Origin of the sequence: Shewanella sp. AC91-MNA-CIBAN-0169 (assembly GCF_040310165.1) — a bacterium.
Lineage (GTDB): Bacteria > Pseudomonadota > Gammaproteobacteria > Enterobacterales > Shewanellaceae > Shewanella.
This window is the reverse complement of sequence record NZ_JBEOPM010000003.1, coordinates 241,646-252,567: the sequence shown is the minus strand read 5'-3', so window position 1 is coordinate 252,567 and position 10,922 is coordinate 241,646. Positions and strand designations below refer to the sequence as shown.

The following is a 10,922-nucleotide window of genomic DNA, read 5'->3' as shown; positions in this document are numbered from 1 at the left end:
AATAAAAGCTCCATTTAGGAGCTTTTATGTGTATTTTACTGATTGAATAAACTATAAACTATAAACTATAAACTATAAGCTATAAACTACGGTGCAACACGTTCAACGCGTTTTACCCAGCCTGGCGGTGCAGTAACGTTGCCTTTTTGTAGCTCAGTAAACAGCTTATAAATACGCTGAATATTAGGACCTACCTTACCGTCGCCAACGGTCAAAACCCGACCATCTTCGAAGATATATGAACTGACAGGCGATACCACCGCAGCAGTACCAAATCCACCCGCTTCAATAATTTCACCCGCTTCAATATCAGCAATGAATTTATCTAACATCACCGTTTCTTGTCTCACTTCACAACCCAGCATATCCCCAAGTTCCATAATGGACTGAGAGGTAATGGATTTTAAAATGGTGTCTGTGAATGTCGGAATAATCACAGTGCCATCTTTTAAAATGTGAAAGTGATTCATCGCGCCAGCTTCTTCAATTTGAGTGTTAGTTGAATCTAAATACAATACCTGCGATGCGCCATATTCTACAGCGGCTTTACCTGCACGCAGTGAAGCAGCATAGTTACCAGCAGCTTTTGAAGCACCAGTACCACCAGATACTGCACGGTGGTACTTAGTACTGATTAACAAGCGAATACCATTATTAACCCCAGAGGCATAATACGCTCCAGATGGGCTTAGCATGACGCAGAATGTATATTGCTGACTAGGGCTAACAGACAAACGATCTTCTGTTGCAAAAATAAAAGGTCGAATGTATAAACACGCACCTTGTTGCTGTGGGAACCACAAACGGTCAACATCAATAAGGGCATTAATTGCCTTTACTTGCATACTTTCATCGATATTCGGAATACACACGATATCGGCAGAACGGTTCATGCGCTCAGCGTTTTTATTTAAGCGGAAGGTGTAAATCTCGCCATCTTCGTGCATAAAGGCTTTAGCGCCTTCAAAAATTGATTGGCCATAATGCAATGACATTGCACCGGGTGCCATTTCAAACGGGCCGTAAGGAACTATGCGCGGATCGCACCATTGACCATCACGATAATCCATCAAAAACATGTGATCAGTACGAAGCTTACCGAAACCCACATCGCCTTCAGGCTTAAATGGCTCTGTGCGGCGCTCTGACGCTGATTTTAAATTATATTTTATGTCCATTGCATACCACCTTAAAAACTGAGCTTGCAGACTATGGAGGCTAGAGAATAATGTCAAGTCGCAGCCCTAGATCCTAAATCAAAATACGTCAATTGAACGTAACAAGCATCAATATATTTATTCATACTGCAACAGACAAACTGTCAGTGCATATCTCATTCTGTCACTAGCCTAATCACAACGCATCAATCAAGATTAATCAAAGTTATGTCACCAAGAATGATTATCCATTTATGGCTAACTTGCCACTGCTGCAATCACCGAAATTTCAACCAAGTATTCAGGTTCGGCAATCGCTGCTTGTACACAAGCTCTTGCTGGGGCATGCCCTTTGGGTAACCAGTTGTCCCACACTTGATTCATTGCATCGTAATCAGCCATATCTTTAAGGTAAATAGTGGCTGATAAAATATGATCGCGTCGACTACCAGATTGTACGAGCAAGCTTTCGACCTCTTCAAGCATGGTAATAGTTTGGGTATTAATATCGGTGAACTTATCTTTAGCCACCTGGCCGCACAGATAAACGGTATTGTTGTGGATCACAATACCGCTCATGCGAGTGTTAACATCGAGTCGGGTAATTGTCATAAAAAGGTCTTTTACTGTCTTGGTTAGCAGATGAAAATAGCGCGATCTGAGATAAAGCACAATATAGTACGATTTATTGAATATATTTTAGCCACTTAGTTTTAAAGGCTATTCCTATAGGCCTTGTCACTGCTAGAATCGGGTTTCCATCCAGAAACGTATAGGACTCCCCATGAGCCTTGAATTATTGTCCCAACTGGAAACCAAAATCCAGGCAACTCTCGAAAATATTGAGCTACTAAAAATGGAGCTTGATGAAGAGAAGCAAAAGAACGAAGCGTTGCTTTCACAGCAACAAGAATTGACACAAAAAAACCAACAATTGCAGCAAGACCTAAACTCTTGGAGTGATAAGGTCAACGGCCTTGTTGGTTTATTGAATAACGAAATCTAAATGGATTGATACTGCTTTGATTGTATTTCAATCAAAGCATTTAATTCACTGATAGCCTGCTTAACTTTCGGCAGGCTTTTTTTCGTCTGCAAAAAGCGCCCTTTATCAAACTCGAGTAACCCTAAGTCTTTTACCCAAATCACGCCACTCAAAAAGATCCTAGCATGCTTAACTATCAATTTAGGTGCATAAACAGGGAACATTCTCATACGACTTCCTCCAAGAAAATACATGCACAAGGTGCAATGAAATAACGACGATAAGCCATGTATAAGTCGGAAATGTAAATGTTCAAAGCAGATATAAACCACTATTCACTTTCTTGTTAAGCACAACTTCAATGTCATCAAGTTTGACCACATGATGCCGAAAGAGTTTCATTAACATCCTATTTTTTATTGTTCTGATAAATCCCATAAATCTCAAGTGACACTTTAATGCCGCTTGCCAATATTTTGACGCCATGTTAAGATCTTTGATGTTACTCAGGGTAAAAAAGAGTCATTTGACTCATCTCCGTATCGTCTTTTATAGACATACGGTTTTTTTTTGCCTGCGATAAACTTCCACTCCGCGCAATCAACATCCCGCCTAAATCACAGCGTCAGCCTCTTGTTTAAAAATATGAGTATTGTTTGATAACCTTTGCTGAAATTTAGACAACAAAAAAGGAGCCGAAGCTCCTTATTTAACAAACATAAGTTGTGTAGATTACTTTTTGTTCATTGATGTTAAGTAAAATGCGATATCAATTAATTCATCATAAGATTTAATCGAGCTGGTTTCGACGCGATATTTGCCGTTAACTACTAATGTTGGTACACCAGAAATTTTAGCATTTTCAGTATCACGCTTCATTTTCGACATCTGTGCGTTAACCATAAATGAACTTGCTGCTGCATCGTAAGCTTTACCATCTACGCCATTAGCGATAAATACTGCTTTGATATCGTCTGCGCGAGTAAATTGCTGACGCTTGTCGTGGATAGCGCTAAATAAAGCTGCGTCCATTTTTTTCTCGACATTTAACTGCTGAGCAACCGCAAAAGCACGTGACATTTCTACGCCCATTTCACGACCGATAAACTCAACGTGGGACTGATTAAATGTGACACCTTCAGGTAAGTTCGCTTCAATTTTAGGCACTACTGTTTTAGAAAAATTAAAACAATGTGGACAATAGAATGAGAAAAACTCAGTAATTTCTGGCTTGGCGGTTTCAGGGCCATCATTAATAACCGTGTAATGTACACCTTCTTTATAATCGGCAGCCATCGCAGCCATAGGCGCTAGCAGGAGTGCAGCAGCCATCAGTAATGCTTTTTTCATTTTACTTCCTTCTAAATAGGCAAAAATATAAATACGCTGGCTCTATCATAGTCTAGCGTTAGCCTGTAACTCAATCGCTAGTCAATTGTATTTGTAACTAAATACTATTAGGTAGTGATTATGAAATATTGTTAATTAAAACTAGGTAAACTCAATGGTGGCTCATTAAGCGCAGATAACTGCTCCTTAAACGCCAGAGTTTGTTGTTCCCAATACTTAATATCGCCAAACCATGGGAAATTCATCGGGAATGCAGGGTCATCCCAGCGCTTGGCTAACCACGCATTATAATGCACCATCCGGAAAGCCCTTAACGGCTCAATGAGTGCCAACTGTCTCGCATCAAAATCACAAAACTCTTGATATCCCTCTAATAAAATATCAATTTGTAATAATTGCTGCTGACGATCTCCGGTCAACATCATCCATAAATCTTGTACTGCTGGCCCTTGCCTGGCATCGTCTAAATCAACAAATCCAGGTCCATCTGGTGTCCATAAAATATTACTAGGGTGTAAATCTCCGTGCAAGCGTATAGAGGTAAAATTGTGCTGCTGCCATATCTGCTTGGCTTTCTCTAAAACTTGCTCTACTACGGTGAAAAAAGCTGTCTGCATTGAACTGGCAACAATACCACTTTCGCGTAAATAGCGATAAGACTCATCGCCCAAAATGGCAGGGGTCAGCGATTCACGGTATTTAAAAGGCTGCATTGCGCCATATTGATGAATTCGGCCAATAAAGCGGCCAACCGATTCAAGTTGTTCAAGATTGTCTACTTCAAATGCCCGCCCGCCAATAGACGGAAAAAGACCAAAACGATAACCTTGATACTCAAATAAGGTTTTACCTTCAATAACGACAGGAACGGCAATAGGAATATCTTCTGCCGCCAATGCCAAGGCATAATCGTGCTCTTCTTGAATTTGTTCATTGCTCCAACGATGCGGCCGATAAAACTTCACCACATAACGAATGCCTTGATCGCAGCGGAATTGGTACACCCTATTTTCGTAACTGTTTAATGCTAATAGCCCCGTCTCAGGGAAGACGCCGATGCTTTCGATGGCATCTAAAATGAGATCGGGTCTCAATGCCTGAAAATGAAACTCTGCGCCTGTATCGTTGTCCATGTATACCTTCTTAAGCAGTTTGAATATGTGGGGCAAGTAGCGTTAATAAAAACGCTAATACGTCTAACTCATTTGCGCTATCGGTGGAAATCCAACAAATATCACCATAAAACTCATAATGTAACCATAAAGGGCTGCCTTCAAAGTTCAGTAACCATTGATGACGATCTGCGCCCCATTGGCGCTCTCGAATATCACAATCAAGTGCAGCCGCTAGCGGTTCTGCAAATCGTTCAAATTGCTCAAAATCCACTTCAGCTTGAATAACAATACTCAATGCTGCGGGATCTAATTTGGCTGATAATAATTTCATAATCGACTCAGATAAAATACATCAATTAACTGCTACAAGACATTATTAAGCCTTGTCCCCATTTAGGTGGGCGTTTGGCAAAATCTTCCATCTCAGGTTGTTCGTCAAAAGGACGTTGTAAAAGTTGTTGAAGTTGCAATAACTTGCTGTTGTCGCCATTTTCTTCAATCTCGATAATAGCTTCCTGGGCAAGGTAATTGCGCAAAATATATTTAGGGTTGGCACTATTACGCTCACATTGCCATGCATTCACATCCGCCACTTCACCTACTCGGTTTTGATAAGCTTGATGCCAAGTATCAAAGCCAGCAAGGTCGACCATATCGTCTCGTAAACTAGAATGCACACTACTCGGGTCTAGCTGGCCAAAACGGCGTAAACTATTGGTATAATCAAGTTGGTTAGTTTCGAGTAATCCGGTTAATTGCCCCACAAGCTGCAAATCTTTGTTATCGAATTCGGCCTGTTCCTCTGCATTAACAACATTTGGGTTAATATTGGATTGAGAAAGGCCTAACTTAGCGCGCATGAGTAATAAATACTGCTGAACTAATTCAAATTGATACGTATTTAGCGCTGCGATTAAATCATCCGACTCGATAATAGGCGTTAATGTTTGCGCCAAACGCTTGAGGTTCCATAATCCAATTCCTGGTTGCTGTCCAAAGGCATAACGACCTTCGTGATCGGAGTGATTACAGATAAAGTCTTCTTTAAAGGTGTCTAAGAAAGCAAATGGGCCAAAATCGAAGGTATCACCAAGTATCGACATATTGTCGGTATTCATCACCCCGTGAGCAAAACCAACAGACTGCCAATGAGCAATCATTTTAGCGGTAGACTGCACCACCTCATAAAACCATTTTTTGTAACCTGCTGCATCGGTTGATAAATGTGGAAAATGCTGTTGAATGGTAAAATTAACTAATTGAGTCAGTTTGGCTGCATCGCCTTGCTCGCTATGAAAGAAATATTCAAAATGGCCGAACCGAATGTGACTTTTTGCCAAACGTACCGTTATTGCGGCCGTTTCTTGGCTTTCGCGCCATACGGGTAAATCGGAACCAATAACCGCTAACGCACGGCTGGTAGGTACATTTAGCGCAGCAAGCGCTTCGGATACTAAAAACTCTCGTACTGCTGAGCGCATTACCGCCCGACCATCACCTTGGCGAGAATACGGTGTTGGACCGCCGCCTTTTAACGCGACATCCCAAGCCCCATTTGGACCAATAGCTTCACCTAATATAATTGAACGACCATCGCCCAATCTTGGTGTATAGCCACCAAATTGATGGCCACTATAAACTTGAGCGTAATAACTGGCACCAGGAGCTGCATAGTTGGCCGATAATTGCATCAACAGTTCAGTATTGGGTTTTTCTAAACCAATTAATTGAGCCGCGTCATCACTCCAACCCAGCCAATGAGGATTACTGATGGGTAAAGGATAAACTTGCGAATAAAAGCCTTCAAGTTGCTCAAAAAAATCTTGCTTAAACTGCATGATGCTTTGTACCCACGACCTGATTTTCACACTGCAATTGTTGCTTTTCATCTATCTGACACAACTCGCCACATGCAAACGCTTGCTCTGCAGGCACTGACGAGGCTTGCAAGCGTAACATTCCAGCACCTTTAGCTTGGCATTGCTCCAATGAATCGTAAAAACCGGTAATGTGGTCTTGCAGTACTATTTGGGTCGGTATAGGCGTTCTGTCTGCAACATAAAATAAGGTCCATTCAGGTGTACGAATACAACCGGCAAGTAAAACTACTGTGGCAGTAAACAGCAATGTTTTTGTTAATGTACGAGTCATTAATGTCATTTTAAACCTTGAAAGCATTGGATTTGAAGCAACAAAAAAGCGAACCAAGGTCCGCTTTCCTTTTGAATATCATACCTGATATCCATCCAACAGTATTGATTAGCCTGTTAGCTCGCTTTGGTTTTGGCCTTTTCGATCCGCTTTATGCGTCCTTCAAAGCCAGTGACAGTGCCGTCGGTTAGCTGGTATTCAAGCGCTTGCTCGCACACCTTAATCGCCTCATCAAACTGACCAACATCATTTAACAATGTCGATAACTGCATAAACGCTGGCGATTTGATTTCATCAGTGCTTTTTTGAGAGACATATTGTTGATGTAATGAGCGATATAACCCTACATAGGTTAATTGTAACGCCGCACCATATTGACAATAATCGCTCTGTTTACGCATTTTATAGCAATGATTAATCACACTGGCTAAGCCATTATGCTGGCTTTGAAGATCGTTAGCGTTATTGGCAGCATCAACCTGTTGCAGAAAACTTTCGCTGGCCCAATCGCCTTCAACACGGTTTAGACTCAAGGACAAGCCTTGATCACTTGGCGCATCAACCTCTGCAGTAGCAGATACTTTAGGCTCGGCGTCTGCATTGCTCACGTTAGCTTTGTTCTCGCTAGCTTTGTTCTCGTTTGCCGTAGCAACATCCTTAGGGGCAACTTCAGGCGCAGAAACCACCTCAGTGACTATACTTTCGGATTTAGGAGTTTTGGGCTTAGTCGGTTCCGGAGCAATTTTGACAGCATCAACAGGCTCACAAACTTGCTCAACTGGCGCTGTTGGCTTTTCGCTGAACTCGTCAACAGGATCAACATCAACTAATATAAGTTCATCGGTCTTCACTGTAACCTCAGTTAATACCTCATCTGCTGCCGACTTATCCATAACGACATGCTCAGACTCTGCCATAGTCGTATCATCTGCTGCCGTTAAAGGTTGAGCAACCTCACTTGATGAATGCGATGTGGCATTACGATCGGTTTTATCACGTTCTTGTTTTGCCACTGCTTGAGTACGTCTGTACAAATACAGAGCAATTGCAATCAATATGACAGTTAAAATTACCTTCATTAGGCTTCCACCTTGCTGATTATGTGCCAGAGCACATTGTTTTAACTCACTCACAACAGCATTCATTGTGAGGCAATGTAATGGTTTAATGATACTGCGCTGTTTTTTTAAGCACTAGCCATTATTATTTCAATGTACACTATAAAATCAAGTATTTATCTATTTTAATCTGTAACAAGTCGTAGACCACTCGCCATTTCGCATCAGTTTTAATCATTTTTGCGATCTCAACCTCAAAAAAAGGACATTTTGAGCCAAAGATCAAAGTTAAATAAGCGGAGTTTGTCAGCTACTATTGCCAAGTTTACACTACTAATATCCGACTGTTTTACTAAGGTATTTAATAAGAGATAACACTATGGATGATACAGAACTATTAAGCGGTAAATTACTCTACGAATTTCGAACCATGCAAGCCATGGTCGAAATCTACTGTAAAGCACACCATCCTCTTAAACCCTCCCAGGGTGTATGCCTGCAATGTAGTGAGTTTTTAAGCTATGCCAATACTCGACTCGATCGGTGCCCCTACGGCCAAGACAAACCCACTTGTAATAAATGCCCGGTGCATTGTTACAAACCTCATATGAAACAAAGAGCACGTGAAATCATGATGTATGCAGGGCCAAGAATGCTGTTGCCTCATCCAATTTTTGCCATTAAGCATTTATTGGCAGAACGCAAACCGGCACCAGGCCTGCCGCCAGAAAGAGTTTCAAACAGACATTTACGTAAAGTAAAGCAAAGTTAATAACCGAGAACTACTCGGTTTACACAAAGTAGGTTAGTATTCACTATCGTCAAAGAGAGTGAAAATGAACCAATTTAACGATTTATTCATTCAAACATACTGGTGGCTCTCCTTGCTAGGAGGCATTCATTGTCTTGGAGTAGGCTTGTATGTTCATTATATTTACCAAAGTGCCACCCGCAGCCATAGCCTGTTGGCTGGGATCTTTTTACTTATCGGCTGTTATTTTTTAACCGGTTTACTTACCCCTGAAACCACCCCTATCCCGATACATTTAACCCTTACACTGTTTATCCCTATCTATTTTTTACTAATGCCAATGCTGTATTTATATTGTAAAAGCAGCCTAACAGCACAAGATTACCAACCACTGTTAATCAAACATTTTGGCTTTGCCATTATCATCGCCTTAGTGACCAGTTCAACCATATTATTTCATATTGGTATCGATCCAAAAAATTCCAATAACACCATTGGAACTCTGGGTGAAATAAACAGTATTAATCTATTAGCTGTGGTTTTACCCATCCTATTAATGCTACAAACCTTTGGCTATTTTGGGGCTATTTATCGTTTATTATCCCACTATCGCCCACAATATTTGGCCAATAGGCAGCCTAACTTACAAGTAATACGATTTCGCTGGCTAAGTGTATTAACTATCGGCATTCTCATTAATTGGATACTGCGTATCGTGTTGGTCTATTTACCGTTTTACTTAGGCGACTCCGTTTTATTATTAACCCAAGCGGTAACACGTTTAAGCCTATTATTAACCGTATATGTGTTGGCGTTATATGGCATCCAGCAAGTCACCCGATCGGCCTATTTGCGCGGGTCGCTCAATGCCTCCAACCAAGCTACGCCATCAAGCAAAGAGCCGCACACTGATCCACTGCTGGACGAGGAAGAAATAACTTACTTACATCATTTAATGGTCGATGAGGATGGGCGCGACCCAAACGATAATTCAGCTGTAGAGAGGGATAAAAAAAAGGATGAGTAAGACAGAAAACTGACTGATTTCCCCGTACACATCACACTGAAAAAATGTTCAACCGTTTACCGATGCTCGCCGAGTATAAATGTTTATTAACTCGCACCCATTAGGGGTTATGCTACTCTATGGCGAGTTTTACCATGACAATTTAGTCACTGAGGTTATTTATGAAACGTTCAATTAGCTTAGTTTTTTCCAGTTTACTCGTGTTATTAAGCTTCGCGTTTTCAGCTCCTAGTTTTGCAAACGAAGATGCTTATAACGATGCCATCACTAATTTTAAAAAGGCCAATGAAAGCCGACATTTATTTAATACGGCTTATGGTTATGCAGTCTTCCCAACCGTAGCCAAAGGCGGTATCGGAATTGGTGCCGCATATGGAAATGGTCGTGTATACCAAAGCGATGCTTATATGGGGGATTCCACATTAACCCAACTATCTATTGGCTTTCAGTTAGGCGGACAAGCCTATAGTGAAATTATCTTCTTTAAAGATGCCAAAGCTTATAATGAGTTCACCAGCGGTAGCTTTGAATTTAGCGCGCAAGCGTCAGCAGTGGCCATTAACGTTGGTGCCAATGCGCAAGTTGGTACTACAGGTAATTCAGCAGGCGCAGGACAAGCAGGCAGTAATCATGCCGCAGCCGCAGCCTATATCAATGGTATGGCGATATTTACCGCCGCAAAGGGTGGGTTAATGTTTGAAGCCGCTCTTGCAGGTCAGTCGTTTACCTTTGATGGCAAGTAACCACTGCGAGTCTTAACACTCGTTAAGTACATAACATTCAGGCTGCCATTGGCAGCCTGAATTATTTGGAATAAGTGGTTTATTATCGCAGAGTCCAAACAATGGCATTAGCATATACACAGCGGTCAAATTAACCTTGCTGATGCATTTGTGGACAACCTTCTCGTCATCCCGGTAATGCTTTTGAGCCAGCATCCAGGTTTATTCTTTTATGTTTGGTATTGATGGCCTGCGGCCACTAACGTCGTGGCGCTTCGCCCACACCAGACTAACATCGCAAGGTTCCACCCTGCACGGGCCAAATACTTTGTCATTCCGGCAATGTTTTTAAGCCGGAATCCAGCTTTTTCATACGTTGTACTTATGGCCTGCGGCCACTAACGTCGTGGCGCTTCGCCCACACCAGACCGAGAGGAAACCAACGGCTGTTCCCTCTTGGAACTCCCAGCCGCCCCGCAACATTTTCTGAAAAGCGAAAAGTCGCCATGGGGTCAGATTTAACTTTGACCTACATTTGCAGGCTGCTTCGGCCTTATTCGAAAATGCTAACGCTTCCGATAGGCCATCCATGGCCAACGAAAGCTA

At 41.8% G+C, this 10,922-nt stretch carries 13 protein-coding genes; 4 read left to right on the top strand and 9 right to left on the bottom strand.

The genetic code is table 11. From position 1 onward, the window contains the following. Positions 1–86 precede the first annotated feature (86 nt). Both AAEY98_RS05230 and AAEY98_RS05225 read right to left on the bottom strand, forming a co-directional pair. Positions 87–1,178 carry a branched-chain amino acid aminotransferase gene (locus AAEY98_RS05230; RefSeq protein ID WP_351015383.1) on the bottom strand — a complete coding sequence of 364 codons (1,092 nt, stop codon included), beginning with the start codon at positions 1,176–1,178 and terminating at the stop codon, positions 87–89. A gap of 237 nt (positions 1,179–1,415) precedes the next feature. Further along, on the bottom strand, positions 1,416–1,769 hold the full coding sequence (locus tag AAEY98_RS05225) for a RidA family protein (protein ID WP_351015380.1): 354 nt from the start codon (positions 1,767–1,769) through the stop codon (positions 1,416–1,418). A 172-nt stretch (positions 1,770–1,941) separates the two neighbouring features. Between AAEY98_RS05225 and AAEY98_RS05220 the strand changes: the two genes are divergently transcribed. Beyond that, positions 1,942–2,163, top strand: coding sequence for a cell division protein ZapB (locus AAEY98_RS05220; protein ID WP_011635901.1), 222 nt, complete (start codon positions 1,942–1,944; stop codon positions 2,161–2,163). Here AAEY98_RS05220 and AAEY98_RS05215 read toward each other — a convergent pair. The 7 genes from AAEY98_RS05215 to AAEY98_RS05185 all read right to left on the bottom strand — a co-directional run bounded on the left by AAEY98_RS05215 (position 2,160) and on the right by AAEY98_RS05185 (position 7,837). After that, positions 2,160–2,372, bottom strand: a complete 213-nt coding sequence (locus AAEY98_RS05215) for a DUF1107 domain-containing protein (RefSeq protein WP_101087275.1) — start codon at positions 2,370–2,372, stop codon at positions 2,160–2,162. The genes AAEY98_RS05220 and AAEY98_RS05215 overlap by 4 nt on opposite strands. A gap of 502 nt (positions 2,373–2,874) precedes the next feature. Then, positions 2,875–3,492, bottom strand: a complete 618-nt coding sequence (locus AAEY98_RS05210) for a thiol:disulfide interchange protein DsbA/DsbL (RefSeq protein ID WP_351009768.1) — start codon at positions 3,490–3,492, stop codon at positions 2,875–2,877. Positions 3,493–3,623: 131 nt separating this feature from the next. Further along, entirely contained in the window at positions 3,624–4,625 is a 1,002-nt protein-coding gene (locus AAEY98_RS05205) for a serine/threonine protein kinase (protein ID WP_101087277.1), read from the bottom strand. A gap of 10 nt (positions 4,626–4,635) precedes the next feature. Continuing rightward, positions 4,636–4,938 (bottom strand): DUF3630 family protein, encoded by a 303-nt coding sequence (locus AAEY98_RS05200; protein WP_101087278.1) that lies wholly within the window; start codon positions 4,936–4,938, stop codon positions 4,636–4,638. Between the two features lie 25 nt (positions 4,939–4,963). Then, positions 4,964–6,445, bottom strand: a complete 1,482-nt coding sequence (locus tag AAEY98_RS05195) for a protein adenylyltransferase SelO (RefSeq protein ID WP_101087279.1) — start codon at positions 6,443–6,445, stop codon at positions 4,964–4,966. Then, positions 6,435–6,767, bottom strand: coding sequence for a hypothetical protein (locus AAEY98_RS05190; RefSeq protein ID WP_351015376.1), 333 nt, complete (start codon positions 6,765–6,767; stop codon positions 6,435–6,437). The genes AAEY98_RS05195 and AAEY98_RS05190 overlap by 11 nt, the downstream gene beginning before the upstream one ends. Before the next feature lie 107 nt (positions 6,768–6,874). Beyond that, positions 6,875–7,837: a hypothetical protein gene (locus AAEY98_RS05185; RefSeq protein WP_351015373.1), complete on the bottom strand. Its 963-nt coding sequence runs from the start codon at positions 7,835–7,837 to the stop codon at positions 6,875–6,877. Positions 7,838–8,195: 358 nt separating this feature from the next. Between AAEY98_RS05185 and AAEY98_RS05180 the strand changes: the two genes are divergently transcribed. The 3 genes from AAEY98_RS05180 to AAEY98_RS05170 all read left to right on the top strand — a co-directional run bounded on the left by AAEY98_RS05180 (position 8,196) and on the right by AAEY98_RS05170 (position 10,337). Further along, complete coding sequence (locus AAEY98_RS05180) at positions 8,196–8,588, top strand: nitrous oxide-stimulated promoter family protein (RefSeq protein WP_101087282.1); 393 nt, start codon at positions 8,196–8,198, stop codon at positions 8,586–8,588. 64 nt (positions 8,589–8,652) lie between these two features. Further along, positions 8,653–9,594 carry a hypothetical protein gene (locus AAEY98_RS05175; protein ID WP_162022158.1) on the top strand — a complete coding sequence of 314 codons (942 nt, stop codon included), beginning with the start codon at positions 8,653–8,655 and terminating at the stop codon, positions 9,592–9,594. 161 nt (positions 9,595–9,755) lie between these two features. Beyond that, positions 9,756–10,337 (top strand): YSC84-related protein, encoded by a 582-nt coding sequence (locus AAEY98_RS05170; RefSeq protein ID WP_101087284.1) that lies wholly within the window; start codon positions 9,756–9,758, stop codon positions 10,335–10,337. Positions 10,338–10,922: the final 585 nt, after the last annotated feature.

Coding starts and splice junctions, on each gene's coding strand:
- AAEY98_RS05200 (WP_101087278.1), bottom strand. CDS start 4,938: ATGAAATTATTATCAGCCAAATTAGATCCCGCAGCATTGAGTATTGTT.
- AAEY98_RS05195 (WP_101087279.1), bottom strand. CDS start 6,445: ATGCAGTTTAAGCAAGATTTTTTTGAGCAACTTGAAGGCTTTTATTCG.
- AAEY98_RS05210 (WP_351009768.1), bottom strand. CDS start 3,492: ATGAAAAAAGCATTACTGATGGCTGCTGCACTCCTGCTAGCGCCTATG.
- AAEY98_RS05170 (WP_101087284.1), top strand. CDS start 9,756: ATGAAACGTTCAATTAGCTTAGTTTTTTCCAGTTTACTCGTGTTATTA.
- AAEY98_RS05220 (WP_011635901.1), top strand. CDS start 1,942: ATGAGCCTTGAATTATTGTCCCAACTGGAAACCAAAATCCAGGCAACT.
- AAEY98_RS05205 (WP_101087277.1), bottom strand. CDS start 4,625: ATGGACAACGATACAGGCGCAGAGTTTCATTTTCAGGCATTGAGACCC.
- AAEY98_RS05230 (WP_351015383.1), bottom strand. CDS start 1,178: ATGGACATAAAATATAATTTAAAATCAGCGTCAGAGCGCCGCACAGAG.
- AAEY98_RS05180 (WP_101087282.1), top strand. CDS start 8,196: ATGGATGATACAGAACTATTAAGCGGTAAATTACTCTACGAATTTCGA.
- AAEY98_RS05175 (WP_162022158.1), top strand. CDS start 8,653: ATGAACCAATTTAACGATTTATTCATTCAAACATACTGGTGGCTCTCC.
- AAEY98_RS05215 (WP_101087275.1), bottom strand. CDS start 2,372: ATGAGAATGTTCCCTGTTTATGCACCTAAATTGATAGTTAAGCATGCT.
- AAEY98_RS05225 (WP_351015380.1), bottom strand. CDS start 1,769: ATGACAATTACCCGACTCGATGTTAACACTCGCATGAGCGGTATTGTG.
- AAEY98_RS05190 (WP_351015376.1), bottom strand. CDS start 6,767: ATGACATTAATGACTCGTACATTAACAAAAACATTGCTGTTTACTGCC.
- AAEY98_RS05185 (WP_351015373.1), bottom strand. CDS start 7,837: ATGAAGGTAATTTTAACTGTCATATTGATTGCAATTGCTCTGTATTTG.